Genomic DNA, 25,392 nt, shown 5'->3' with positions numbered 1-25,392 from the left:
ATCTTACTTTGTCATTGACGGTAAGATATTTCTGACTTTATATGCCCTCCGTCTGACAACGGAGGGCTATCATGCTTCAGGTCGAACCTCAGTTTCCTTTTCCGGGCTGCATGGCGATGTATGCCGGGCAGAACTTCCGCGTCCTTCGCCATCATGCCGATGGCACTGCGCTGCTGAGCGAGCAGGGCACCACCCGAGCCAGCGGCCAGCGCACCGTTCCGATTGCTGATCTGCTCGACCCCAAGATCGCCGAGGAAAACGCGAACCTCGCGTTCAAGGATGAGGAGGCTGCCACCGCACGGATCGCGCTCCACACGGCACGCATCCTGCGGTCGGTCAACCAGGTCGCCCTGCGCGATCTCGGCCTGAACCTTCGCGCCGCAGCTCATCACGGCCATGTGCCGCTGTTCCGCGACAACAGCCATCTGGTGCGCATCATGCGCAAGCTGGGCTGGAAGAAGGACGGCTACACCGGCGAGGGCTATGAGCGCAGCCCGCTCTATCGCCGCGTTGCCGACGCGCAGGCCTGACCGATGACGGCCCGCTTCACCAGCCGCGGTTCCGACCCGCTGCTGACGCCGGTCCGAACCCAATGGCAGCGCCAGCGCACAGCTGGCCCGCTTCTTCCCCTTGAAAGCCCGCGCCGCCGCTGGTGGCGGCTGTGGCGCCGCTGATTGCGGAGGCACCCGGAACATGATCGTCGACAACTTCGCAGGCGGCGGTGGCGCATCCACCGGCATCGAGGCCGCGCTGGGCCGCGCCGTCGACCTCGCCATCAATCATGATGAGCAGGCCATTCGGATGCACGAGGTCAACCACCCCGGCACCCGCCACATCCGCAACAATATCTGGCAGATCGACCCCCGCGAGGTGACAGCCGGGCAGCATGTCGAGCTGGCGTGGTTCAGCCCCGACTGCAAGCATTTCAGCAAGGCGAAGGGCGGCAAGCCGCGGGAGAAGTCGATCCGCGACCTCGCATGGGTCGTGGTGCTGTGGGCGCAGCGAGTGAAGCCCGACGTGATCCTGCTGGAGAATGTCGAGGAGTTCCGCACTTGGGGGCCGCTCTGCGATGAGGGCAAGCCGATCAAGGAACGGGCGGGCGAGACGTTCGACAAATGGCAGCGTGAACTGCGCAAGGCCGGTTACAAGATCCAGTGGAAGGAGCTGCGCGCCTGCGACTATGGCGCACCGACCATCCGCAAGCGCTTCTTCATGATCGCTCGCGCCGACGGCAAGCCCATCGCTTGGCCCGCACCAACCCACGGCAAGCCCGGCTCTCCAGAAGTCGAGAGCGGCAAGCTGCTGCCATGGTGCACCGCCGCCGAAATCATCGATTGGTCGATACCCTGCCCGTCAATCTTCGACCGCAAGAAGCCGCTGGCCGAAAAGACCCTGCGGCGCATCGCCCACGGCATCATGAAGTTCGTCGTCAACAATCCGACGCCTTTCATTGTGCCGGTCTGCAACACGAACTGGGCTGGCGATCGCTTCTATCCCGGTAACGAGCCGCTGCGCACCATCACGACAGCGAAGGGCGGCGAAATGGCGCTGGTGTCCCCTCACATCACCAAGTTTCGCTCTGGCGCAGTCGGCCATGGCGTTAATGAACCGATGCATACCGTCACCGCCAACAGCTTCGTAAAGCGCCCCGGCGGCTCCGCGCCGCTGGGCGTGGTCGAAGCGGTCATATCACCCGCTATCGTCGGATGCGGCGGCCGACGCGGACAGAGCGGCCCGGTCGGACCGGAGCAGCCATTCCCCACCGTCACCACCAAGGCGGACGCATGCGTCGTCGCGGCCTTCATGCAGAAGTTCGCGCAGAACGGCAAAGGCTCGGACCCGGCCGAACCGCTGCACACCGTCATGGCAGGCGCACCGCGACACGCGGTCATCTGCGCGCATATCGAGCAAGCCAACGGCGGCCCCAACAATGAGAATCTAGCCGGACGCGCCGCCGACCACCCGCTCTCCACGGTTGCCACCAGCGGCTCGCAACAGCGCGTCGTCACATCCAACCTGCTGAAGCTGCGCGGCACCTGCCAGCACGGCCAGCCCACCGACGAACCGCTGCACACCGTGAGCGCCGGCGGCACCCACATGGCCGAGGTCCGCGCCTTCCTCATCAAATATTATGGCAATGAGCCGGACGGGTCCGGGCTGACCAGTCCGCTCGGCACGGTCACCGTGAACGATCGCTTCGGCCTAGTCACCGTCATGGTCGAGGGTGAGGAGTATGTGATCGTCGACATCGGCATGAGGATGCTGACCCCACGCGAGCTGTTTAACGCGCAAGGCTTCCCGCCCGATTACATCATTGAGCAGGACGCCCACGGCCTCCCCATCACCAAAACCGCCCAAGTCGCCAAGTGCGGCAACAGCGTCTGCCCGCCGATCGCGGAAGCGCTGGTCCGGGCGCAGTTCCCCAAAGAAGCGACGCAGACCGAAAGGCAGGCAGCATGACGCAGCAATCCACTCCGCCCGTCGGCGTCCGTCGGGTACTTGGCCCGACGATCCTCATGGGGGACGGTGCCTATTTCGATTACGAGGCTCCTGAGACCAGCCGCATCACCATCGAGGACGTGGCCTATGGCCTCGCCTATACCGCACGGTTCCGCGGACAGACCCGCGCGCTGCGCATCCCCGGCGGCAGGCGTTGCTTCTACTCAGTCGCGGAACATTGCGTTCGCATGGCTCAGCAACTCATCGCGGACGGCCATGGCCATCGGCTCGCCTGCTTTGGCCTGATGCATGAGTTGGGCGAGGTGCCACTGGGCGACATGCCCAGCCCGGCGAAATGGATGCTGCCCGAATTCAAGGCGCTGGAGAAGCGTCTGGAGGCCGCCTTGTTCGAGCAGTTCGGTATCGCATCCTTCACCGATGAGGAGAAGGCGCTCATCAAGTCCTATGATCTGCGCATGCTCGCGACGGAGAAGCGCGACCTGATGACGGGCGCCATCCCCGGCGACAAGTGGGAAATATTGGCAGGCTTCGAGCCGATCGAAACAACGCGCATCGTGCCATACGCTCACCCGGACATGGCCGCTGACGCCTTCCTGCGCCTGTGGCACCACCTGAGGCCAGCCAGCGGCATCGTGCACGACGCCGATTGCCTGTCCTTCTTCATCGCGTCGCCGGGACCGTGCGACTGCTCCGTCAGCCGCAAGGGGAAGCCCCATGGCTGACGGCACAAAGATCGAATGGACGGACGCCACCGTCAACGCCATCAACGGCTGCTCAGTCACCTCGCCCGGCTGCACGAACTGCTACGCCATGCGACTTGCCGGAACGCGGCTGCGGAACCATGCCTCTCGTGCAGGCCTGACGGTCGACAGCAAGGCCGGGCCGGTCTGGAATGGCGAGGTCCGACTCAACGAGCAGGCGATGCTTCAGCCGCTGCGCTGGAAGAAGGCGCGCCAGATTTTTTGGAACGCGCATGGCGACATATTCCACCCGTCGGTGCCTGATGAGTGGATCGACCGATGCTTCGATGTGATGGAGTCGACACGGCACCATATTCATCAAGTTCTGACCAAGCGCGCCGATCGCATGGCGGCCTACATCAAGGCTCGGTGGGCACTACCGAAATCGATCAACACCTTCTATGGGCTCGACGATACCGTGCAGTGCTATGAGCACAAGCCGCATATCTGGCTGGGCGTTTCTGTCGAAGATCAGGAGCGCGCGCTGGAGCGCATTCCCGCCCTGATCGACACGCCGGCAGCGACGCGCTGGCTATCTTGCGAACCCCTGCTGGGTCCGCTCGATCTAGGCCAGTTGCAAAACGGGCTGCCCAACAACGCTTGGCTGACGTGGCTGGATGCCCTCGATTGGGTAGTGGTCGGTGGTGAAAGTGGCCGGGGCGCTCGCCCGATGCAGCTCGCGTGGGCGCGTGACATCCGCGACCAGTGCTCTGCGACAGGTGTGCCCTTCTTCTTCAAGCAATGGGGCGCCTATGTTCCCTGCGGGCAGAGGCTCGCTGATGGCTCTGTCTGGACGAACGGGAGCAACAGCAGCCTTCTTACGACCAAAGGCTTCGCAGGCCGCTATCTTGATGGCGTCCAGCATGACGGAATGCCGGAGATGGCGGCATGAGACGCGGCCCTTACAGCGAAGCTGAGCAGGGTCTGGAGGCGGTCTATCTCTCCAGCTTCTACGGCCAAGGCAAGAGTGTGCCGGACCTATCGGATTGCCTGGTGGAGCGCGACAACGAGCGGCCCTGGTCGCTCACCATTTGGGAGCCGCTGCTGACCAAGGCACCGTCACCACCGAAGGCTGCGCCCCTTTGCTGCTACGTCAACACCGTCATCTTCTACCATTCGCCCTACATTATCGGTCCGGCGCGCGGCGGTCGGGACATGAATGGCATTTTCCATCGCGACTGGAACAGGGGCTTCGTGGAGTGGGACCAAGTCAAGACGCGGTTACGGATCGACGACATAGTGCGCTTCGATGGCACAACATTTTGGATCATGAACGGACAGGTTGTTTGGAAGCGCCGCCGTTGGTGGATGGTCCGCTGGGCTAAGCGCCATGAGAGGCCGGCGTTGCAGGTGGTCGCATGACTGACCTCTTAGACCTGATGGTGCCCGCGCCCAAGCCAACCTGGCGCGGCGGGATAGCGCTTGCGCACAAAGCATCGCTGCCGGCGCAAGAGGGCGACCTCCAATGGCTCGCAGACGACTATCGGGATCATCGACGCGGCGGAAAGTGGTTCCGGTTCGATGCACATGACCGGATCTGGCGTTGCCTCGACCCGTTCAACCACACCGGGATCAACACGCGGGCAGACCAGCCGCCTGCGGTAGACCGCTATGGCCGCATCGCGGGGCGCGCCGCCCAATGATCCACCCCACCCCCGCCGAGCTGCTCCAGATAGCCCGTGATGAACGCGCCCGCCGCAAGGCAGGCTGGCAGGCCGCTGGCCTTGGCCTCTCAGATCGCGCCCAGCAGGACGACATCATCTGGTCGAACATCGAACAGATGGCCGGTCGCGCTGCGCAAGATCCGGCCGCCATGAAGCGCCAGCCCTGGTATTGGACGGCTCCCGAAGTCGACGCGATGGAGCGTGTTACCCGCTCGACCGCGATTAAGGCGGAGACCTCGTTGGATCTGGCGAAGGAAGAGAACTGGGCCAAGGTGAAAGGCCTTTGGCAGCTCTATAATTGGGTGCGCGAGCGCAACCCGGCCTTTGCTACCCTCGGCCCCGAATATCTGCGCACCACGCGGGCGCAGGATCGTGCGGCCTGAGCCATGGGCAAGCACGTCAACATTGCGCCGATCGCGCCGCGCCTGATCGATGAGGAGACCGCAGCCGCATATCTGGGCCGAGGGCGCACGCGCTTCCGTGAGCAGGTGAAAGCTCACCAGCTGCCGGGTCCAGCCGACCGGAACGGCAATGTCGACCTGTGGGATGTGCGAGCGCTAGACCGATATGTTGACCAGCGCTCCGGAGTCAGGTCATCACTTGGGGAATGGGATTAGTGACGATCGAAGGCGTGTGCCAGAAGAAGGGCCTGACCTACAGGCGTTTCCGCTATTATGACGCCGATGGGAAACGGAAAGACCGCTACGTGCGGCTGCCCGATCCATCCGACCCGCGATTCGCGCAGGAGCTGGAGCGGGTCAATCTCGAAGCCCGGCAGGCCGAGGATCGCGCTGCTAAGCGATGGACGCCGATGCCCGGTTCGTTCGGAGCGCTCGCCAAGGAATTTCGTGCCGCTCTCGCGGCAGGGTGGACGCGCAAGAAGCGCAAGAAGGGCACCAAGGCCCTCTCCGAAAACACGATGGCGAACTATCTTCGCTACATTGCCATGTTCGAGGCCGAAGACTTCACCTTCAGGTTGAAGTCGGGCGAGGACAAGCAGGTCCGGGATATGTCCGTCGCTGGCATGCGGCCGACGCATGTCTATCAGCTGCGCGACGCTATGGCCGACAAACCGGGCAAGGCGAACAACTGGCTGAACGTCCTGAAGCTGATGTTCATCTACGCCTGCGAGCGCGACTGGCGCGGCGACAATCCGGCCGACAGCATTGCACCCTTGCCGATCGGAGAACATGAGCCGTGGCCGCGCGAAGTGCTGGCTGAAGCACTGGAGCGTGCCAGCCCGATGCTGCGCCTGGCGATCGTCACCGGCCTTTGCACCGGCCAGCGCGTCAGCGACGTGATCCGCATCCGCCATAACTGGATCTCCGGCGGCATCATGGAACTGTCGCAGGTGAAGACCGATGTGGACGTGGCAGTGCCCGTCCATCCGTGGTGGCGCGAGGAAATCGGCAAGGTCGAGAAGAAGGCCGTAACGCTGCTCTATGACCGGTCCGGCCGCCCCTTCTCCGGCGAAGATCGGATTCAAGAGCGCATCCGCCGCCTGATGCACGACCTCGGCCATGTCGATGACGAGAACCAGCTGCTCTACACCTTCCACGGGCTGCGCAAGAACGCATGCTGCTACCTGCTGGAAACCGGCCTCAGCGACACGGACGTTGGCGCCATTCTGGGCATGACGCCGGAGACCGTTCGCCACTACGGCAAGCGCGCTCGCGCCTACATGATTGCAGTCGGCGCATCCGCAAAAATGAGCAGCGTGACGCCGCTAAAGATGGGCCGCTAAATGAAGGTGGGGGAACTTTTCCCCCAAGGGGTGGGGGAACTGCTCTGGGCAGAGATGAAAAAACCCAGCAAATGCTGGGTGGTGACCCCTACGGGAATCGAACCCGTGTTTCAGCCGTGAAAGGGCCGCGTCCTAACCGCTAGACGAAGGGGCCGTTCGTTGTCGCCGCCGTGGCAGCGCTGCGAAGCGAGGGCGCAATTAGGCGGGACCGGCGAAAGGGTCAACCCCCTTTGCGCAAGAAAATTGCAATCTTTCTCAATCGGCCCAGGCGGCATCCTCCAGATGCAGCTCTGCGGCGGGTCGGCTGCCCCAGTCGTCGATCTTCGCACGGCCCGCCACCCACAGGCGGCGGTCGCGCGGCGCACCCAGAATCGCCTGACCCAGTTCCGACTCGGCCTGGCGGAAGGCGATCGTCTTGATCGACCGGCCATCATCGCCCGCCATGATCGCCCGCAAATGACCATTGCCGACCACATCGGCGCGAATCACCCGCATCGGCCCGGCGGCGATCAACGGCGCGGGCCAGCCTGCGCCATAGGGGCCGCCCGCCTCGATCGCGGCGACGAAGTCGGGATTGACCCCGGCCGGCGCCAGCACCGCGTCGATCAGCAGCGCGCGCCCATCCCGCGCACGGGCAACGGCAGCTGACAGGCGATCATCCAGGAAGTCGGCCAGCGCATCGACCTTGTCCGCCATCACGGTGAGCCCCGCCGCCATCGCATGGCCGCCGCCCGCGACCAGCAGGCCGCTATCCTTGGCCGCCAGCACCGCCGCGCCCAGATCGACGCCGGAAATGGAGCGGCCCGACCCCTTGCCCACGCCATCCTCGTCCAGCGCGACGACGATGGCGGGACGGCCGGCCCGTTCCTTGAGCCGCCCGGCAACGATGCCGATAACGCCGGGATGCCAGCCCGGCCCGGCGACCAGCACCACGGCGCGATTGTCCTGCGCCGCCAGCAAGGCCTCCGCCTGTTCCTGCACGATCGATTCGATCGCGCGCCGTTCCTCGTTCAGTCGATCCAGTTCGGCGGCGATTCGCGCGGCCTCGGCCGGATCTTCGGTGGTCAGCAGCCGCACCCCCAGATCCGCCTTGCCGACGCGCCCGCCGGCATTGATGCGCGGGCCGAGGGCAAAGCCCAGATCATGGCAGAGCGGCGCACGATTGAGGCGACTGGCGTCCATCAGCGCGGCAAGGCCGATATTGCGCCGCTTGGCCATGACCTTGAGCCCCTGCGCCACGAAGGCGCGGTTGAGCCCCTTGAGCTGCGCGACGTCGGCGACGGTGCCGAGCGCGACGATGTCGAGCAACTCCATGATCGCCGGTTCCGGCCGGGTCGCAAACCAGCCGCGCGCGCGCAACGTCCGCAGCAGGGCCGCACCCAGCAGGAAGGCCATGCCGACGGCGGCGAGATGGCCATGGACGGCCGCGCCCGCATTTTCGTCCAGCCGGTTGGGATTGACCAGCGCCAGCGCCACCGGCAGCGCCGCTGCGCATTTATGATGGTCGACGACGACGACGTCGACCCCGGCCGCCTTCGCCATGTCGAGCGCCTCGAACGCCTGCGCGCCGCAATCGACGGTGACGATCAGTTGCGCGCCATCCCCCGCAAGCCGCACCAGCGCCTCGCCCGACGGGCCATAGCCTTCCATCAGCCGGTCAGGGATATAAGGCCGGGCATCCAGGCCAATGTCACGCAGCAACCGGATCAGCAGCGCCGCGCTGGTCGCGCCATCGACGTCATAATCACCGAAGATGCGCACATCCTCGCCGCGCTGGACCGCATCGGCCAGCCGCTCGGCCGCCGCGTCCATGTCGCGGAACAGGCTGGGGTCGGGCATGAAATGGCGGATGGTGGGATTGCGATGCGCCTCCACCCCGTCGGGCGGACAGCCGCGCGCCAGCAGCAGCTGCGCCACCAGATCGTCGGGCTGATAGCCGGGCGAACGCGCGTCCGCCCCCAGGCCGCGCCAGCGCCAGGGCTGGCCAGTGATCGATCGGGTGATGTTGAGCGCAAATGTCATGAAGCGGCTCTAGACCGGCGGGGGCACCGATGGAAGCGCCGCGCCGCCGGGCGAAATCGTCACGCAGGCGGAACCGTTGCAAGTCATTGGGCGTATTGCCTGTTTGCCGGACATATGGGATGCCCGGTGCGAAAGGGGCATCGCAGACAGATGAAGAAGCGGCAGGCGAGATATGTTCGGCATGCGCTGGGCATGATCATGGCAGCCGCCTCTCCCCTGCCCCTGATGGCGCAGACGGTTCCGGCCAGCGCCCCCAGCACCACAGCGCCCGCCGACGAAGAACCGATCCTGCCCGACGACGAGTTCAACGCGCGCCTGCCCGGCGCCGGCAGCGTCGACGACAAGGCCAGCAATAGCGGGACCGACAGCAAGGCCCCCTTGCCCTCGATCGACGACTGGCTCGACCAGCAGATGCCGGCCCAGGGCAGTGCCCAGGGCAGCGCGCCGGCCAGCGGCACGGCGCCCGCGACCGCACCCGCGACCGGCGCCGAACTGCCCCCCGCCACCGAGCCGCCGGTCGAAACCGAACTGGCCCAGCCGCTGCCCGCGCTCGACAGCGTGACCGTGCCCGAAAATGTCGCCGATGATGACAGCGACGAAAAGACGCCCGAGGTCCGCTACGCGACCCAGCTCGACGGTTTCGGCAAGACCGGTCTGGAGGATGAGTTCCGTGCCGCATCCGCCCTGGTCGACGGCAAGGGCAAGGCCGAGACCGCATCGATGGTGCAGCAGCGCGCCCAGGCCGACGAGCAACTGGCGGTGCGGCTGTTCCATTCGGAGGGCTATTATGATGCCACCGCCCTCGCCTCGCTCGACCAGCAGCAGGATGGCACGCTGAAGGCGATCCTGTCGGTGACGCCGGGCAAGCGCTACAAGATCAACGAGATCGTCATCCATGCGCCCGAGACCATCCCGCCCGGCCTGATCCGCGACAGCCTGACCTTGAAGACCGGCGACTATATCGTCGCCACCGCGGTCGAGGCGGCGGAGGCCAATGTCGCGCTCAAGCTGCCGGAACAGGGCTATGCCTTCGCCAGGATCGGCGACCGCGACATCTTGCTCGATCCCGCGACCGTGACCGGCGACTATACGCTGCCGGTCGAGCCAGGCCCGCGCGGCACATTCCGCACCATCACCACCAGCGGCGAGAAGCAGGCGTTCGGCGCCGACCATATGGCGGTGATCGCCCGCTTCGACAAAGGCGACCTTTATGACAGCCGCAAGGTCGATGATCTGCGCAAGGCGCTGGTCGCGACCGGCCTGTTCGCCAGCGTCGCCGTCGATCCGGTCCAGACCGGCGAGCCCGGCCCGGATGGCACCGAATATGTCGACCTGCATGTCGATCAGGAAGCCGGCCCGGCCCGGCGGCTGGCGGGCGAACTGGGCTATGGCACCGGACAGGGCTTCCGCGCCGAAGGCAGCTGGACCCATCGCAACCTGTTCCCGCCCGAAGGCGCGCTGATCGCCAGCGTCATCGCCGGCACCCAGGAACAGGGCGTATCGGGCACCTTCCGCCGGTCCAATGCGGGCAAGCGCGACAAGACCTTCCAGGCGGGCGCCGGCGTCAACCATCAGAAATATGACGCCTATGAAGCCTTCACCCTGGGCCTCAATGCCAGCTGGTCGCGCCAATCGACACCGATCTTCCAGAAGCGCTGGACCTATACCTATGGCGGCGAAATCCTGCTTTCGAACGAAAATACCACGATCGACGAAAGCGGCGAAAACAAGCGGCTGACCTATTTCATCGGCGCCCTGCCGGTGCAGGTCGGCTATGACCGCTCCAACGACCTGCTCAACCCCACCAGCGGCTTTCGCGCCAATCTGCGCGTGTCGCCCGAGGCGTCCTTGCAGGGCAATGTCTCGCCCTATGTCCGCGCCAGCTTCGACCTGGCCGGCTATTATCCGATTTCCGACAGTTTCGTGCTGGCGGCGCGGACCAAGATCGGCACGATCAACGGCGTCGCCCGCGACGATGTCGCCCCTTCGCGGCGCATCTATGCCGGCGGTGGCGGGTCGGTGCGCGGCTATGGCTATCAGGAACTGGGGCCAAAGGACGCGAACAATGATCCGATCGGCGGCCGATCAGTCAATGAATTCGCGGTCGAGGGCCGCTATCGCTTCGGCAATTATGGCGTCGTCGCCTTCGTCGATGCGGGCCAGGTCTATGAAAGCCAGATCCCGCAATTTTCCGACATCCGCTATGGCGTGGGCCTGGGCGGACGTTTCTACACCAATTTCGGACCCTTCCGCGCAGATATAGCCATGCCGATCAACCGCCAGCCCGGCGAATCCAAATTCGCCCTCTACATCGGTATCGGACAGGCCTTCTGATGGCGGAAAATACCCCTCCCCCCGCGCCCGAAGCGACCGAGACCGTGGTGATCCGCCAGGGCCGCCCGCTGTGGCAGAAGATCGCCATCGGCCTGGCCGGCCTGATCGTCGGGCTCGTGGTGCTGGTCGCGGGGCTGCTGCTGTTCCTCGATACCCAGCCGGGCAAAAGCTTCCTCATCAAGCAGATCGCCGCGCTCAAGATGGAATCGGGCATGGGGATCGAGGTCGGCCGGATCGAGGGATCGATCTATAGCGACATGACCATCCACGACCTGATCCTGCGCGATCCCAAGGGCGTGTTCGCGGTCAGCCCCAGGGTGCATGTCGTCTGGCGCCCGTTCCGCTACCTCCAGAACCATATTTCGGTGCAGAATCTGGAAAGCCCGCTGGTGGTGCTGGCGCGCAGCCCGCAATTCAACCAGACCCCGACCGATCCCAATGCGCCGATCCTGCCCGACCTCGACATCGACGTCGACCGGATGCGGCTCGACCGTTTCCTGCTCGCCAAGCCCGTGATCGGCCAGAAGCGTGAGATCGCGATCGACAGCGTCGTCCATATCGCCGACGGCCGTGCCCAGCTGTCCGCCAATGCGGTGGTCGACAGCGGCGATCGGCTGCAGGCGAAGCTGGACGCGGTGCCGGCACAGAATCGCCTGGCGATGAGCGGCACGCTGACCGCGCCCAAGGGCGGCGTGATCGCGGCGATGAGCGGCCTGCCCGACGGCATGACCGCCTCGCTCGACGGCAAGGGCACCTGGCAGGCTTGGAACGGCAAGCTGATCGCCACCACGCCCAGGGGCGAACTGGCCAATATCGCGCTCGCCGCCCGCGACGGCAGCTTCACCGCCAAGGGGCCGCTGCGCCCCGGCCTCGTCTATGGCGACATTGCCGACCGGCTGACCCGGCCGCAGCTCGATGTCGACCTGTTCGCCGGCCTCAACGAACGGCGCGTCAACCTCAAGGGGTCGCTGCGCTCACCCGCCATGTCGGCCGATGCGCAGGGTCTGGCGGACCTGGGCAAGAGCACATTCAGCGCGCTCAAGATCAATGCCTCGCTGCTGCAGCCGGGCGCCTTCATGGACAAGGTGAAGGGCAAGGATGTCCGTGCCTCGATCATCCTCGACGGGCCGATGGCGACGCCCTTCATCGATTATGACATCAGCGCCACGTCCCTCGCCTTCGACGCCACCGGCATCGAGAATCTGAAGGCCAGCGGCCGCGCCGTGATCGACGCCGACCGCATCCGCATCCCGGTCAATGCGACCGCGAAGCGCGTCACCGGCCTCAATGCCGCCGCCGGCGGCCTGATGACCAATTTGCGGGTGAAGGGCGATTTTGCCTATGCCGGCGGCAAGCTGATCAGCGACAATCTCAAGCTCGACAGCGACAAGATCGACGCCACCGCCATCATCCTCGCCGATCTCGACAACGCCATCTATCGTGGCGCGCTGAAAGGCCGGGTCAACGACTATCGGATCGACGGCGTCGGCATCGTCAACCTCAACACCGACGTCAAGCTGATCCCCGGACCCAAGGGCGGCTTCGGCCTGTCGGGGATGTTCGGCGTGCGCACCGCGCGCTGGGAAAATGCCTCGGTCCGCGACTTCCTGGGCGGCAATGCTGTGATGTCCGGCCGGATCGGCATGACGCCGGAGGGCAGGTTCACCCTGGCGGTGCTCAAGGGTGCCGCGCCCAATTTCCAGATCAAGTCCGGTTCGGGCAGCTATGACACCAACGGCCAGCTCGCTTTCGACACCGAAGCCTATTCGAAACAATATGGCCCGCTGTTCCTGACCGTGCGCGGCACAGCGGACCGGCCGCAGGCGGTGCTGCGCGCGCCGCGCCCCAATGTCGGCGTGCAGCTGACCGATGTCGTTGCCAAGCTGAATGGCGAACCGGCCGGCTATCGCCTCGATGCCACCGGCGGATCGCCCTATGGCCCCTTCTTCGCCAATGTGCTGATCCGCACCGCGCAAGGCCCGCTGACGATCGACGTGACCAAGGCGCGCTTCGCCGGGGTCGACATGAACGGCCGCATCCAGCAGTCCAATGCCGGCCCCTTCACCGGCCAGCTGGCGATGAACGGGTCTGGCATCACCGGTGCGGTGAAACTCAATGCCGTCGGCAAGCTACAGGGCGTCGACGTCAACGCGACCGCCAGCAATGCCAAGCTGCCGGGCGAGGCCGACATCGTCATCGGCCGCGCCGTCGTCACCGCCTCCATGCTGCTGAGCGACCAGCCCAAGGTGATCGCCGACGTGCAGATGGCGAACGCCGCCTATGGCGACTATGTCGTGCGCAAGGCGCGGGCAAAGCTCGATTATCAGGGTGGGCGCGGCAAGGCCCAGCTGGTCGCCGACGGCTCCAGCGGCGTGCCCTTCTCGGTCGCGGTCAACGCCGCGCTGCGCCCCGACCTCTATGCCGTCGCGCTGCAGGGCAAGGCCAGCAATGTCGATTTCCGCCTGAACCAGCCGGCGATCATCCGCGCTGAAAAGACCGGCTATCGGCTGGAACCGGTCAGCCTGGTGCTGCCGCAGGGCAAGGTCGATCTGGCTGGCCATTTCGGCACGGACACGGCGCTGCAGGCCCGCTTCAAGGATTTCGACCTCGCCATCGCCAATGTCGCAAATCCGGGCCTGGGCATCGGCGGCAAGGCGACCGGCATGGTCGATTACAGCCAGAGCGGAACCGCCTTCCCGACCGCGACCACGCACCTGGCGATCAGCGATTTCCGCCGGTCGAGCCTGGCCGCCGTGTCCGACGCAGTGTCGATGAATGTCGAGGGCAAGCTGTCCTCCGCCGGCGGCGACATGCGCGGCCTCATCCGCAAGGGCAACAGCACGATCGGCCGCTTCGTCGCCACCATGGCCCCGCCGGGACCGGGCGCCAACTGGTCGGAACAGCTGATGGCTGCGCCGCTGGGCGGCGGCATTCGCTATGCCGGCCCGGCCGACGTGCTCTTCTCCTTCGCCGGCCTTGCCGATCAGCGGCTGAGCGGCGGCATCGCGGTCGCGGCCGATTTCGGCGGCCGACTGACCGCGCCGCAGCTTAACGGCCTGGTCCGCGCCAATGCGCTGACCTATGACAATACGAGCTTCGGCACCCGCGTCACCCAGATGAAGCTCGACGGCCGCTTCACCAACGACCGGCTCGACATTCGCGACTTTTCCGGCCGCGCCGGCAACGGCACGGTCCAGGCCAGCGGCACCGTCGGCCTGGCCGCCGACAGCGGCTTCCCGATGAACATCGCGGTCAAGATGGACCATGCCCGCCTCGCCCGCAGCGAAGCGATCACCAGCGTGGTCAGCGGCACCCTCAACATCACCAACAGCGCGGAAAATGGCGGCCTGATCAAGGGCGACCTGTCGCTGCCCGAGACCCGCTATCGCGTCGCCTGGCAGGGTGGCACCGAGATTCGCGAATTGCAGGGCGTCCGCCGCAAGGGCGAGGGCCAGGATGTGCTGGCGCAGCGCATCGCTGACCGCAAGGCCGCCGCGGCATCGCCGACCAACTGGAAACTCGACATCCGCCTGCGCGCCGACAACCAGATCTATGTGACCGGCATGGGCCTCGATTCCGAATGGAAGACCGACATGCGCGTCACCGGCACCGCGACCAAGCCGCGCGTCAGCGGCAAGATCGAGGTGATCCGCGGCCGCTACAGCTTCTCGGGCCATCAGTTCGACCTGGATCAGGGCGTCATCACCTTCAATGGCGACATGATGAACCCGACGCTGGCAATCAAGGCGCTGACCGAGATTGACGATGTCAGCGCCGGCATCGCCGTCGCCGGCACCGCGCAGCAGCCCGACATCACATTTGTGTCGACGCCAACCCTGCCGCAGGACGAGATTCTCTCGCGCATCCTGTTCGGTGACAATGTCGCCAATCTGTCCGCCACCCAGGCGATCCAGTTGGCGGCCGCGCTCAACGGCCTGCGCGGCGGCAGTGGCGGGCTCAACCCGATGGGCAAGCTGCAGGGCGCATCGGGCCTCGACCGGATCGGCATCGTCGGCGGTGATGAGGATACCGGGCGCGGCACGTCGCTCGCCGTCGGCCAGCATATCTCCAACAATATCTATGTGGAGGTCGTGACAGACTCGAAGGGCTTCACCGCCACCCAGTTGGAAGTCGCCCTGTCGAAGACGCTGAGCATCCTGTCGAAGACCGGCACCAATGCGGGATCTTCCGCCGCACTTCGTTATTCCAGGGACTATTGATCCGGCGCCAGGGTGGCGCCGCCACAACAGGAGAATATGTGCCCTTCGCCCCGTCGCTCTGCCGTCCGATCATCTGTGCCGTTGCCCTCTCCGCAGCGCCAGCCGCGCTGGCGGAAACCCCGCGCGAGCTGCTGACTGCGGCGGCCTTCCAGACCAGCGACAAGGCGCGGGCGCTCAGCCTCATCGGTCAGGCCATCAGCGCCGCCGACCGCATATTGATGACCGCCCCCAATGATCATGAGGCGGTGCTGCAACGCGCGGTCGCGATCGGCTATCGCGCCAAGCTGACCCGCAGCCGAGCCGATGCGCGCAGCTCGCTTTCCGCGTTCGAGGCTTTGGCCGCCCGCAACCCACGTGATGCCGAGGCACAGATGGTGATCGCCGGCTGGCATCTCGACGCGATCGACCAGCTTGGCAGCTTCATCGCCCGCACCGTGCTGGGCGCGAAGGAGCAGGTGGGTGAGGCCGCCCTGGGCAAAGCGGTCGCGCTGGGCGGCAACCGCGCCTTCTACTCGGGCCTGGCCGCATTGATGCGCATCCGCGCCGATCATAATGATGTCGCCGGCGCACTGGCGCTGGCCGAACGGGCGGCCAATGCCCCTGCCCCCGCCCCGCTCGACCAGTTGATGAAGCGCAATGCCGCCGCCATCCTGCCCGCGCTGCGCGCCGGCAATGGCAAGGCCGCCGCCGCCCAGGCGCGCAAGCTGCTGCCGTTCGGCAAGCTGCCGGAATAGCGCGACAGCGGCCTGCAGCATCGGCAGGATGACATCTTGCCGAATCTCTCCTGAAGGATGGCCATGCGTCTCGCGATCGAAGCGACCCTCGACTATGAATTTTCCGGGCCGACCGACGTATTGATGGCCGTCGAGGCCGCCGCCATGGCCGATCAGCGCATCGTCGAACAATCGCACATCATCGACAATGCCGGGCCTTTGACCAACCTCATGGGCGGCAGCGCGATCGGCCGGCGCACCTGGACGCGCAGCGGCACCGGGCGGATGCTGAGCCGCTACAAGGCGCTGGTCGATGTCGATCGGCCCGCGCCCGATCTCTTCTCGCTCGCCCGCTCGCCCTTGCCCAGCCTGCCGCAGGATGTGCTGCCCTTCATCTGGCCCAGCCGCTATTGCGAGGCGGACAGGTTCGTCAGCTTCGTCTGCGGCCATTTCGAAGGGCTGGACGGCGGCCCGCTGGTGCAGGCGCTGGTCGGCTGGGTGCATGACAATCTGCAATATGTGCCGGGCAGTTCGGATATCACCACCACTGCCGCCGACACGTTCGTCGCCCAGCGTGGCGTGTGCCGCGACTTCGCGCACCTCACCGCCGCGCTGATCCGCGCGCGCGACATTCCAGCCCGGCTGGTGTCGGTCTATGCCGCCGATCTCGATCCGCCCGATTTCCACGCGGTGGTGGAGGTGTGGCTGGACGGCGCCTGGCATATGGTCGACGCGACGGGGTTGGCCCCGATCGAGGGGATGGTCCGCATCGCCGTCGGCCGCGACGCCACCGACATCGCCTTCATGACCATCTTCGGCAGCGCCCAGATGAACGAACAGGCGATCCATGTGACGCGGATGGAAGAACCCAAGGACGTTACGGCCCCTTGACCCCGGCCCTGCCGCCCGCCTAGCCTATACTCAGACAAATTGAGGAAGGGGATGGCATGAGCGTGCAGCTTTCGGGACGGGCTTGGGTGCGAACGCGGCGGGCGCTGCTGGCGGCGACGGCGGGCTTGCTCGCCGGTCTTGCCGGCGCATCGGCCCCGGCGGCTGCGCCCGGCGGCAGCGCCGTCCTGACCGTCGACACCGGCAAGCCCGGCGCCACCATCGATCCCAATATCTATGGCCAGTTCGTCGAGCATCTGGGCCGCGGCGTCTATGAAGGCATATGGGTCGGGCCAGGCAGCCCCATCCCCAATGTGCGCGGCATCCGCAGCGATGTGGTCGCCGCGCTGCGCCAGGTGAAGGTGCCGGTGATCCGCTGGCCGGGCGGCTGCTTTGCCGATGGCTATCATTGGCGCGACGGCATCGGCCCGGCCGCGCAGCGCCCTGCCGGCATCAACGCCGCCTGGGACAAGTCGGCCGAAACCAATGCGTTCGGCACCCATGAATATATGGATTTCCTGGACCAGATCGGCGCCAAGGCCTTCGTGTCGGTCAATGTCGGATCGGGCAGCGTGCGCGAGGCGGACGACTGGATGCGGTACATGACCGCGCCGGCCGACAGCCAGCCGGGCAAAGAGCGCGCCGCCAATGGCCATGCCGCGCCCTGGGCCGTGCCCTTCATCGGTGTGGGCAATGAAAGCTGGGGCTGTGGCGGCAACATGACCGCCGACACCTATGCCACCGCCTTCCGTCATTATGCCGCCTTCCTGCGCGCCTATTCGGGCGAGCGGCCGAAGCTGATCGCGGTGGGTGCGGATACCGACGATTATGAATGGACCGAAAAGGTCATGGCGCAGGCGATGAAATGGCGCCCCAACCCCACGCCGCTCGCCTACAACACCGAACGTCCGCTGATGTGGGGCCTCTCGCTCCATTTCTACAGCTTCGCCGGCAATGACTGGCGCAACAAGGGGCGCAATATCGGGTTCGGCACCGACCAATGGGCCTCCGCACTGGCCCGCGCCCATCTGACCGACGAACTGATCCGCCGCCATGCCGCGATCATGGACCGCTATGATCCCAAGAAGCAGGTGGCGATCGCGGTCGACGAATGGGGCGCCTGGTTCGACAGCGAGAAGGACGCGCCCTCGCAGCTCTACCTCGAAAGCACGCTGCGCGACGCGGTGATCGCCGGGATGAGCCTCAACATCTTCAATAATCATGCCGACCGGGTGCGCATGGCCAATGTCGCGCAGATGGTGAATGTCATCCAGTCGCTGGTGCTGACGCAGGGCGCCAAGATGGTGGTGACGCCGACCTGGCATGTGTTCGACCTCTACAAGGTCCATCAGAATGCGACGATGATCCCGGTCGATGTGCAGGCGCCCGACTATGTCGCGGGCGCGGTGCGGCTGCCGGGGCTCAGCGTGTCGGCGTCGAAAGATGCGGCGGGCGCGCTGCATCTTAGCATCGTCAATCTCGACCCCGCCGCCGCCCGGCCGGTGCGCATCGACCTGAAAGGGGGCGCCTGGCGCAAGGCCAGCGCCCGGACGCTGACCGCCGCGACCATCGACACCCGCATCCGCTTCGAGGGCGCCGATCCCTTCGTGCCCGGCCCGCTGCCGGCGCGGCTGGCGCAGGGCCAGGTGGCGCTGACCCTGCCGTCCAAGTCGGTGACATTGGTGACGGTGGAGTAGAACGAAGCCTTCTCCCAACATCCGTTCGCTTCGAGCGTGTCGAGAAGCGGGAAGCGCTACGTTTTCTCGACTTGGCTCGAAACGAACGGAGACGGGGAAGTTTACCCCTCGGCCACCTTCAACCGCCCGGCCGCATCGTCGAACGCCGCCCAGCTTATCTGGGCCAGGCTGGCGCCGATGCTGCAACGGCGCACGCCCAGCGCCGCCAGCGCGGCGATGCCGGCCGCGTCATAGTCATGGATGACGACATTGACCGGCCTGGGCGCGACCGCCGCGACCAGTTCGGCGACGGCGCCATGGTCCAGCAGGAAAGGCACGAACAGGCAGTCGGCTCCCGCCTCCGCATAGGCTACGGCGCGGGCGATGCTCTCGCTCGGCGCCATGCCGGGCACGCGGAAATTCTCGCTGCGCCCGACCAGCATCAGCGCCGGATCGACCCGGTCAATCGCCTCGCGCGCGGCCGCGATCCGCTCCACCGCCAGCGGCAGGTCATAGAGCGCGCCGCCCGACCAGTCCTCGATCGACAGGGCCGCAATGCCGGTCTGCGCCGCCAGCGTCACATTGGCGGCGACATCCTCGGGCGCATCGGCAAAGCCATTCTCGAAATCGGCATTGACCGGCAGGTCGGTCGCCGCAACCAGCATCTCCAGATGCGCCAGCACCGCGTCGCGGCCCAGTTCGCCATCATCCTTGCCCGCCGCCCAGGCCGCGCCGGCACTGGTCGACGCGATCGCGCGAAAGCCCTTCTTCGCCAGCCGCACCGCGCTGCCCGCGTCCCAGGCATTGGGCAGCAGGAAGAAGCCATCCTGGTGCAGGGCACGGAAATCGGCGCGTTTGCGGGCGGTGTCGGTCATCAGGAAATCCTTCTTTGTCCTCTGGATTGGCAAGCGGATTGACTCGGGAAGCCAATGGCGTGAAATAAGAACATATCAGGAACAAATGCAATGAGCGAGTCGATCAAAAGTCTCGCCGCGCTGAAGCGGCATATCGCGGCGCTGGACCGGACGCCAGCGCTGACGGTCGGCTGTGCCCGGCTTGCGACCGGTCATGCCGGGCTGGACGCGGCGCTCGACGGCGGCCTCCTGCGCGGGCGGGTGCATGAACTGTTCGGCGCGGCCGAGGAGGAAGGAGCGGCGGCCGGCCTGGCGCTGATCCTCGCCCGGCTGGCGGCGGATGACGCCCCCCTGCTCTGGCTGCGCACCACCACATCGGCCAGGGCGGGCGGATCGCCCTATGGCCCCGGCCTCGCGGCGCTGGGGCTGAACCCGGCCCGGCTGCTGATCGGGCTGATGGCCGATGACGCGATGCTGCTGCGCGCGGCGGTGGAGGGGCTGCGTTGCCCCGCACTCGGCGCGCTGCTGATCGAATTGCGCGGGCGCGCCCCGCTGCTCGACCTCACTGCCAGCCGGCGATTGGCGCTGGCGGCCGAACAATCGGGCGTCACCGCCTTCCTGCTGCGGGTTGGCGGCGATCCGGTGCCCAGCGCGGCGGAAACCCGCTGGCAGGTGGCGGCCGCCCCATCCGATCCGCTGCCCGGCAATGCGCCGGGGCACAGTGCCTTCGCCCTCAGCCTGTTGCGGCGACGGGCGGGGCCGGACGGGCTGGCCTGGCGGCTGATATGGGATGGCGAGAAAGGGGCTTTTGGAGACGGACGGCATGAACGCCATGAGCATGGACAGGACGGACAGCAGGACGGCGCGCCGCTATCTGGCGCTCTGGTTCCCCTTCCTGCCGATCGATCGGCTGCGGATCGCGCGGCCTGACCTCTGGGCCGCGCAGGGCGATGCGCCCGCGGTGGTGGTGGAAAATGTTCGCGGCGCGATGCGGCTCGCGACGCTGGATGCCGATGCGCTGGCGGCGGGCCTTACCGCCGGCATGACGCTGGCCGATGCGCGCGCCCGCGAGCAGGAACTGCGCGTGTTCGAGGCCGATCCCCATGGCGACCAGGACTGGCTGGAGCGGCTGTGCGACGGTTGCGCCCGTTACACCCCCAATGCCGCGCTCGATTCCGGCCATGGCCTGATGCTCGACATCAGCGGCTGCGCCCATCTGTGGGATGGCGAGGCGGAACTGGCGCAGGCTGCGACCGACCGGCTGGAACGGCATGGCATGCGCGTGCGCCACGCCATCGCCGCATCGCCCGAGGCCGCCCATGCGCTCGCCCGTTTCCCCGCCGCCCCCGCGCCGGACGAGGATGCGGCGGTGCGCCGCCTGCCGGTCGAGGCGCTGGAGCTGGAGGCGGAGAGCGCGGTGGCGCTCCGCCGCGCCGGACTGCGCACCGTCGGCGACCTCGCCGCGCGCCCGGCCGCCGCGCTCGCCGCCCGATTCGGCGAGGAGGCTGTGGACGCGCTCCACGCGCTGCTGGGCCTGGGCCACCGCCCGCTTGCCCCGCGCCGCCCGCGCCCCGCGATCCGGGTCGAACGGCGCTTTGCCGAACCGATGGGCAGCAGCGCCCATGCGATCAAGATCGTGGCGGAGATGGCGGCGGAAGCCGGCGAACAACTGGCCGAGCGCGGCCAGGGCGGCCGCCGGTTCGAGGCGGTCTTCTTCCGCAGCGACGGCCTCGCCTTCCCGATCCGGGTCGAAACCAGCCTGCCGATCCGCGATGCGCCGGCGATCATGCGCCTGTTCCAGGAACGGATCGACAGCCTGTCCGACCCGCTCGATCCCGGCTTCGGCTTCGACATGCTGCGCCTCACCGTGCCGCGCGCCGACCCGATGGCGCCGACCCAGCTCGCGCTCGAAGGGGGCGAGGCGCGCAAGAGCGAGGGCGTGGAGGCGCTGGTCGATCGCCTGTCGATCCGCGCCGGGCGTGCGCGTATCCAGCGGCTGGAACCACGCGACAGCCATATTCCCGAACAGGCACAGCTGGCGCTGCCGGCGGTCGAGCATCGCGCACCCGAAGGCTGGGCGCCGGTCGGCGAGCCCGGCGACCCGCCGATGCGCCCGCTCCATCTGTTCGATCCGCCGCAACCGATCGATGTGATCGCGGAAGTCCCCGACGGCCCGCCTCACCGCTTCCGCTGGCGCCGCACCCTGCATGAAGTCACCCGGTTCGAGGGGCCGGAACGGATCGCGCCGCAATGGTGGCAGGCCAAAGACGGCGCGATCGAGGGCGAAAGCACCGGCCGCACCCGCGACTATTATCGGGTCGAGGATGCGCGCGGCCGCCGCTACTGGATCTTCCGTCACGGCCTTTATGGCGCGGAGACGGTCCATCCCGGCTGGTATATTCACGGCCTGTTCGCATGAGCGGCCGGCGCCCGCCGCCCGATCCCGCCAAACCCCGATCGATCGACCGGCGCGAATTGAACGCGATCGAGGCAGCCCGAGAAAAAACGAAACCCGCCCCGCCGCGCCCGGCACCGGCCGAGCCCCCCTTCGCCGAACTGGTCGCCGCCACCAATTTCTCCTTCCTGCGCGGCGCCTCCCACGCCAGCGACATGGTGGAACGCGCCATGGCATTGGGCCTCACCGGCATCGGCATTGCCGACCGCAACAGCGTCGCCGGCGTGGTCCGCGCCCATGTCGCCCTCAAAAAGGCCCCGGAAAAGGCGCGCGCCGCCCTGATGACGGCCAGGGAAGAGGCCGGTCTGCCGCTCATGCTTAGCCCGGAAGAGGAACAGGGCTGCGAGAGCGACCTGCGCCTGGTGGTCGGCGCCCGGCTGGTGTTCGTCGACGGCACGCCCGACATCATCGCCTATCCGCGTACCCGGCGCGGCTGGGGCGAACTCACCAAATTGCTGACGGTCGGCAATCTCCGCTCGATCAAGGGCGACTGCATCCTGCGCTATGAGGATCTGACCGGTCATCTCGACGAATTGCAACTGATCGTCCTGCCCTATGCCAGCGCGACCGAGCAGCAGGCGCACCGCCACCCGGTCGATTATGATTTTGCCGATCGTCCGCCCGGCGAAGCGATCCGCCAGAAGCATCTGAGCCTGGTGCCGCCGCCGCGCCCGACCGAACTGGAAGCCCTGTTGCTGCGCCTCCATCGCCTAGCCCCTGGTCGCATCTGGCTGGGCGCCGCGCTGCGCCGCGACGGGCGCGATGCGCGACGGCTGGCCGGCTTCACCGATCTGGCGGCGCGGACCGGCGTGCCGCTGCTGGCGACGATGGACGCCCTTTATGCCAGCCCCGAACAGCGGCCGCTGCAGGATGTGCTGAGCTGCATTCGCGAGGGCACGACCATCGCCAGGGCGGGCAGGAAACTGGAGGCCAATGCCGAGCGCCATATCCATGCCCCGGCCGAGATCGCCCATCTGTTCCGCACCTGTCCGCAGGCGGTAGCCGAAACGATCCGCTTCCTCTCCACCATCCGCTTCACCCTGGACCAGCTGCGCTACGAATATCCGCACGAGCCGGTGCCGGAGGGCTGGAGCGCGCAGCAATGGCTGGAGGAACTGACCGTCAGCGCCGCCCATGCCCGCTATGGCCCGGTCATCCCCCACAAGGTGCGCACGCTGATGGACGAGGAGTTCAAGCTGATCGGCGAGCGCAACTATGCCTATTATTTCCTGACCGTACACGACATCGTCGCCTTCGCGCGCAGCAAGGGCATATTGTGCCAGGGGCGCGGATCGGCGGCCAATTCGATGGTCTGCTTCCTGCTGGGCGTGACCTCGGTCGACCCGCAACAGCATGACCTGCTCTTTTCCCGCTTCGTGTCGGAGGAGCGGGACGAGCCACCCGACATCGACGTCGATTTCGAACATGAGCGGCGCGAGGAGGTGATGCAATATATCTATGAGCGCTATGGCCGCCATCGCGCGGGCATCGCCGCGACCGTGATCCATTATCGTTCGCGCAGCGCCGTGCGCGAGGTCGCCAAGGTGCTGGGCCTCAGCGAAGATGTCGCGACCCGCCTCTCCAGCACCGTCTGGGGCAGCTATTCGGGCGATGTCGGCGACCAGCGCATCGTCGAGGCCGGCTTCGCGCTCGACAATCCCCAGATCATGCAGTTGCGTGCGCTGATCGGCCAGTTGCTGGACGCCCCCTTTCCCCGTCACCTGTCGCAGCATGTCGGCGGCTTCGTGCTGACCCAGAACCGGCTCGACGAGACGGTGCCGCTCCATCATGCGGCGATGGCCGACCGCAGCTTCATCGAATGGGACAAGGATGACATCGACGCGCTCGGCCTGATGAAGGTCGACATATTGGCGCTCGGCATGCTGACCTGCATCCGCAAGGCGTTCGACCTGATGCGCGACCAGGGGTTGGGCGACCATCGCCTGACGGTCGACCTCCATTCCAGCGATCCGGCCGTCTATGACATGCTCTGCAAGGGCGAGAGCATCGGCGTGTTCCAGGTCGAAAGCCGGGCGCAGATCAACATGCTGCCGCGCCTCAGGCCGCGCACCCTCTATGACCTGACCGTCCAGGTGGCGATCGTGCGGCCCGGCCCGATCGAGGGCGACATGGTCCATCCCTATCTGCGACGCCGCTGCGGCGAGGAAAAGGTGACCTATCCTTCACCCAGCCCGCAACATGGCCCGGCGGATGAACTCAAGATCCTGCTCGGCAAGACCTATGGCGTCCCCCTGTTCCAGGAACAGGCGATGAAGCTCGCCATTACGGCCGCCAAATTTAAACCTTCCGAAGCCAATCAGCTCCGCCGCGCGATGGCGACCTTCCGCAATGTCGGCACCATCCATCATTTCCGCGAGAAGATGATCAACGGCATGACCGCGCGCGGTTATGAGGCGGAGTTTGCTGCGCGCTGCTTCAAGCAGATCGAAGGGTTCGGCAGCTATGGCTTTCCCGAAAGCCATGCGCTGTCCTTCGCCCGGCTGGTCTATGTCTCGGCCTGGATCAAATGCCACCAGCCCGCCATCTTCGCCTGCGCCCTGCTCAATTCCCAGCCGATGGGCTTCTATGCCCCGGCCCAGCTGGTCCGCGACGCGCGCGAGCATGGCGTCGCCATCCATGATGTCGACGTCAATATGAGCGGCTGGGACAATGGCCTGGAACCGCTGTTGCGCAGCCGCCGCGCGGACAAGGGCGAAGGCACCGGTCGGGCGCTGGCGCTGCGCCTTGGCCTGCGCCAGGTCGACGGCTTTCGCGAACAATGGGCGGCGCAGATGATGGACGCGCGGGCACAGGGCGGCCTCTTCACCAGCATCGAGGATATGGCCCGGCGCGCCGGCCTGCCCGCGCGGGCGCTGCGGCTGCTGGCCGATGCCGATGCCTGCCGCTCGCTGGGACAGGACCGGCGCACCGCTTTATGGGAGGCGCGGCGCACCCCGTCGGACGAACTGCCGCTGTTCGCCGCCGCCCGCCGGCACGACCGCGCCGCGCGCGAACTGGGGGAGGAGGCCGATGCGATGCTGCCCGCCATGCCGCTCGCCGAACAGGTGATGGACGATTATGCGGTGACCCGCCTCTCGCTCAAGGGCCATCCGATGCAGTTCCTGCGTCCGGTGTTCGCCGCCGAAGGCGTGCTGAGCTGCGCCCAGACCAGCGCGGCGAAGAATGGCGCGCGCGTCCGCACCGCCGGCGTGGTGCTGGTGCGCCAGCGGCCGGGCAAGGGCAATGCCGTCTTCATCACCATCGAGGATGAGACCGGCATCACCAATATCCTGCTCTGGGCGCGCCTGTTCGAGCTGCAGCGCCGCCCGGTCATGGCCAGCCGTCTGATGCTGGTCGAGGGCGAGGTGCAGCGCAGCAAGGAGGGCGTCGTCCATCTGATGGCCAGCCGCATCCATGACCGCACCGCTGACCTCAACCGATTGTCGCAATCCGAACCGCCGATACAGGCCGCCCCCGCCGCCCGTCACCCCCGCGACGTGCGCATTCTACCCAAATCGCGCGACTTCCATTGAGATTGCAAGGACGGCTAGCGGCCAGAAGCTAACGTTTCTCATTCCTCCCCAAGCTTGCTTGGGGAGGTGGCAGCGCGAAGCGCTGACGG

At 66.6% G+C, this 25,392-nt stretch carries 19 protein-coding genes and 1 tRNA gene; 17 read left to right on the top strand and 3 right to left on the bottom strand.

Translation table 11 applies throughout. The features are described 5' to 3' along the window. Positions 1–71: 71 nt before the first annotated feature. The 9 genes from ACUCV3_RS07725 to ACUCV3_RS07685 all read left to right on the top strand — a co-directional run bounded on the left by ACUCV3_RS07725 (position 72) and on the right by ACUCV3_RS07685 (position 6,608). A complete protein-coding gene (locus ACUCV3_RS07725) occupies positions 72–530 on the top strand; it encodes a hypothetical protein (protein ID WP_482240481.1) in 459 nt (152 codons plus the stop codon). A gap of 3 nt (positions 531–533) precedes the next feature. Then, complete coding sequence (locus ACUCV3_RS07720; RefSeq protein WP_482240480.1) at positions 534–674, top strand: hypothetical protein; 141 nt, start codon at positions 534–536, stop codon at positions 672–674. 19 nt (positions 675–693) lie between these two features. Continuing rightward, positions 694–2,460 (top strand): DNA cytosine methyltransferase, encoded by a 1,767-nt coding sequence (locus ACUCV3_RS07715; protein ID WP_482240479.1) that lies wholly within the window; start codon positions 694–696, stop codon positions 2,458–2,460. After that, positions 2,457–3,182, top strand: a complete 726-nt coding sequence (locus ACUCV3_RS07710) for a hypothetical protein (protein WP_482240478.1) — start codon at positions 2,457–2,459, stop codon at positions 3,180–3,182. The genes ACUCV3_RS07715 and ACUCV3_RS07710 overlap by 4 nt, the downstream gene beginning before the upstream one ends. Beyond that, positions 3,175–4,092 (top strand): phage Gp37/Gp68 family protein, encoded by a 918-nt coding sequence (locus tag ACUCV3_RS07705; RefSeq protein ID WP_482240477.1) that lies wholly within the window; start codon positions 3,175–3,177, stop codon positions 4,090–4,092. Before ACUCV3_RS07710 ends, ACUCV3_RS07705 begins: the two co-directional genes overlap by 8 nt. After that, entirely contained in the window at positions 4,089–4,562 is a 474-nt protein-coding gene (locus ACUCV3_RS07700) for a hypothetical protein (RefSeq protein ID WP_482240476.1), read from the top strand. The genes ACUCV3_RS07705 and ACUCV3_RS07700 overlap by 4 nt, the downstream gene beginning before the upstream one ends. After that, a complete protein-coding gene (locus ACUCV3_RS07695) occupies positions 4,559–4,843 on the top strand; it encodes a hypothetical protein (protein ID WP_482240475.1) in 285 nt (94 codons plus the stop codon). The genes ACUCV3_RS07700 and ACUCV3_RS07695 overlap by 4 nt, the downstream gene beginning before the upstream one ends. Continuing rightward, positions 4,840–5,247 carry a hypothetical protein gene (locus ACUCV3_RS07690; protein WP_482240474.1) on the top strand — a complete coding sequence of 136 codons (408 nt, stop codon included), beginning with the start codon at positions 4,840–4,842 and terminating at the stop codon, positions 5,245–5,247. The genes ACUCV3_RS07695 and ACUCV3_RS07690 overlap by 4 nt, the downstream gene beginning before the upstream one ends. A gap of 224 nt (positions 5,248–5,471) precedes the next feature. Next, a complete protein-coding gene (locus ACUCV3_RS07685) occupies positions 5,472–6,608 on the top strand; it encodes a tyrosine-type recombinase/integrase (RefSeq protein WP_482240473.1) in 1,137 nt (378 codons plus the stop codon). A gap of 79 nt (positions 6,609–6,687) precedes the next feature. Here ACUCV3_RS07685 and ACUCV3_RS07680 read toward each other — a convergent pair. Together ACUCV3_RS07680 and recJ are read right to left on the bottom strand one after the other, a co-directional pair. Further along, a tRNA-Glu gene (locus ACUCV3_RS07680) sits at positions 6,688–6,762 on the bottom strand. A gap of 101 nt (positions 6,763–6,863) precedes the next feature. Further along, entirely contained in the window at positions 6,864–8,630 is a 1,767-nt protein-coding gene (gene recJ / locus ACUCV3_RS07675) for a single-stranded-DNA-specific exonuclease RecJ (protein WP_048938073.1), read from the bottom strand. Positions 8,631–8,780: 150 nt separating this feature from the next. On the opposite strand from recJ, the gene ACUCV3_RS07670 reads away from it, so the two are divergent. The 5 genes from ACUCV3_RS07670 to ACUCV3_RS07650 all read left to right on the top strand — a co-directional run bounded on the left by ACUCV3_RS07670 (position 8,781) and on the right by ACUCV3_RS07650 (position 18,482). Continuing rightward, entirely contained in the window at positions 8,781–10,964 is a 2,184-nt protein-coding gene (locus ACUCV3_RS07670; RefSeq protein ID WP_048938074.1) for an autotransporter assembly complex protein TamA, read from the top strand. Continuing rightward, positions 10,964–15,184: a translocation/assembly module TamB domain-containing protein gene (locus ACUCV3_RS07665; protein ID WP_048938075.1), complete on the top strand. Its 4,221-nt coding sequence runs from the start codon at positions 10,964–10,966 to the stop codon at positions 15,182–15,184. Before ACUCV3_RS07670 ends, ACUCV3_RS07665 begins: the two co-directional genes overlap by 1 nt. A gap of 38 nt (positions 15,185–15,222) precedes the next feature. Next, positions 15,223–15,918 (top strand): hypothetical protein, encoded by a 696-nt coding sequence (locus ACUCV3_RS07660; RefSeq protein ID WP_010335717.1) that lies wholly within the window; start codon positions 15,223–15,225, stop codon positions 15,916–15,918. 63 nt (positions 15,919–15,981) lie between these two features. After that, positions 15,982–16,788 (top strand): transglutaminase-like domain-containing protein, encoded by an 807-nt coding sequence (locus ACUCV3_RS07655; protein ID WP_010335716.1) that lies wholly within the window; start codon positions 15,982–15,984, stop codon positions 16,786–16,788. Between the two features lie 56 nt (positions 16,789–16,844). Then, complete coding sequence (locus ACUCV3_RS07650; protein ID WP_048938076.1) at positions 16,845–18,482, top strand: alpha-N-arabinofuranosidase; 1,638 nt, start codon at positions 16,845–16,847, stop codon at positions 18,480–18,482. 101 nt (positions 18,483–18,583) lie between these two features. Here the strand turns inward: ACUCV3_RS07650 and ACUCV3_RS07645 are convergent, their stop codons facing one another. Next, positions 18,584–19,336 carry an isocitrate lyase/PEP mutase family protein gene (locus ACUCV3_RS07645; RefSeq protein WP_010335714.1) on the bottom strand — a complete coding sequence of 251 codons (753 nt, stop codon included), beginning with the start codon at positions 19,334–19,336 and terminating at the stop codon, positions 18,584–18,586. A gap of 90 nt (positions 19,337–19,426) precedes the next feature. Here ACUCV3_RS07645 and ACUCV3_RS07640 point away from each other — a divergent pair, with 90 nt between their 5' ends. The 3 genes from ACUCV3_RS07640 to ACUCV3_RS07630 are packed head-to-tail and all read left to right on the top strand — an operon-like array spanning position 19,427 to position 25,303. Next, positions 19,427–20,245, top strand: a complete 819-nt coding sequence (locus ACUCV3_RS07640; RefSeq protein ID WP_010335713.1) for an ImuA family protein — start codon at positions 19,427–19,429, stop codon at positions 20,243–20,245. Beyond that, positions 20,139–21,734 (top strand): Y-family DNA polymerase, encoded by a 1,596-nt coding sequence (locus ACUCV3_RS07635; RefSeq protein ID WP_170319006.1) that lies wholly within the window; start codon positions 20,139–20,141, stop codon positions 21,732–21,734. The genes ACUCV3_RS07640 and ACUCV3_RS07635 overlap by 107 nt, the downstream gene beginning before the upstream one ends. Then, positions 21,731–25,303: an error-prone DNA polymerase gene (locus ACUCV3_RS07630; protein WP_048938077.1), complete on the top strand. Its 3,573-nt coding sequence runs from the start codon at positions 21,731–21,733 to the stop codon at positions 25,301–25,303. The genes ACUCV3_RS07635 and ACUCV3_RS07630 overlap by 4 nt, the downstream gene beginning before the upstream one ends. Positions 25,304–25,392: the final 89 nt, after the last annotated feature.

It is taken from the genome of Sphingobium sp. VMM, assembly GCF_056790315.1.
This window is presented reverse-complemented; position numbering and strand designations above follow the sequence as displayed.

What these genes read in the sequence shown, in the direction of transcription:
- ACUCV3_RS07725 (WP_482240481.1), top strand. Translation starts at nt 72, where the DNA reads ATGCTTCAGGTCGAACCTCAGTTTCCTTTTCCGGGCTGCATGGCGATG.
- ACUCV3_RS07720 (WP_482240480.1), top strand. Translation starts at nt 534, where the DNA reads ATGACGGCCCGCTTCACCAGCCGCGGTTCCGACCCGCTGCTGACGCCG.
- ACUCV3_RS07715 (WP_482240479.1), top strand. Translation starts at nt 694, where the DNA reads ATGATCGTCGACAACTTCGCAGGCGGCGGTGGCGCATCCACCGGCATC.
- ACUCV3_RS07710 (WP_482240478.1), top strand. Translation starts at nt 2,457, where the DNA reads ATGACGCAGCAATCCACTCCGCCCGTCGGCGTCCGTCGGGTACTTGGC.
- ACUCV3_RS07705 (WP_482240477.1), top strand. Translation starts at nt 3,175, where the DNA reads ATGGCTGACGGCACAAAGATCGAATGGACGGACGCCACCGTCAACGCC.
- ACUCV3_RS07700 (WP_482240476.1), top strand. Translation starts at nt 4,089, where the DNA reads ATGAGACGCGGCCCTTACAGCGAAGCTGAGCAGGGTCTGGAGGCGGTC.
- ACUCV3_RS07695 (WP_482240475.1), top strand. Translation starts at nt 4,559, where the DNA reads ATGACTGACCTCTTAGACCTGATGGTGCCCGCGCCCAAGCCAACCTGG.
- ACUCV3_RS07690 (WP_482240474.1), top strand. Translation starts at nt 4,840, where the DNA reads ATGATCCACCCCACCCCCGCCGAGCTGCTCCAGATAGCCCGTGATGAA.
- ACUCV3_RS07685 (WP_482240473.1), top strand. Translation starts at nt 5,472, where the DNA reads ATGGGATTAGTGACGATCGAAGGCGTGTGCCAGAAGAAGGGCCTGACC.
- recJ (WP_048938073.1), bottom strand. Translation starts at nt 8,630, where the DNA reads ATGACATTTGCGCTCAACATCACCCGATCGATCACTGGCCAGCCCTGG.
- ACUCV3_RS07670 (WP_048938074.1), top strand. Translation starts at nt 8,781, where the DNA reads ATGAAGAAGCGGCAGGCGAGATATGTTCGGCATGCGCTGGGCATGATC.
- ACUCV3_RS07665 (WP_048938075.1), top strand. Translation starts at nt 10,964, where the DNA reads ATGGCGGAAAATACCCCTCCCCCCGCGCCCGAAGCGACCGAGACCGTG.
- ACUCV3_RS07655 (WP_010335716.1), top strand. Translation starts at nt 15,982, where the DNA reads ATGCGTCTCGCGATCGAAGCGACCCTCGACTATGAATTTTCCGGGCCG.
- ACUCV3_RS07650 (WP_048938076.1), top strand. Translation starts at nt 16,845, where the DNA reads ATGAGCGTGCAGCTTTCGGGACGGGCTTGGGTGCGAACGCGGCGGGCG.
- ACUCV3_RS07645 (WP_010335714.1), bottom strand. Translation starts at nt 19,336, where the DNA reads ATGACCGACACCGCCCGCAAACGCGCCGATTTCCGTGCCCTGCACCAG.
- ACUCV3_RS07640 (WP_010335713.1), top strand. Translation starts at nt 19,427, where the DNA reads ATGAGCGAGTCGATCAAAAGTCTCGCCGCGCTGAAGCGGCATATCGCG.
- ACUCV3_RS07635 (WP_170319006.1), top strand. Translation starts at nt 20,139, where the DNA reads ATGAACGCCATGAGCATGGACAGGACGGACAGCAGGACGGCGCGCCGC.
- ACUCV3_RS07630 (WP_048938077.1), top strand. Translation starts at nt 21,731, where the DNA reads ATGAGCGGCCGGCGCCCGCCGCCCGATCCCGCCAAACCCCGATCGATC.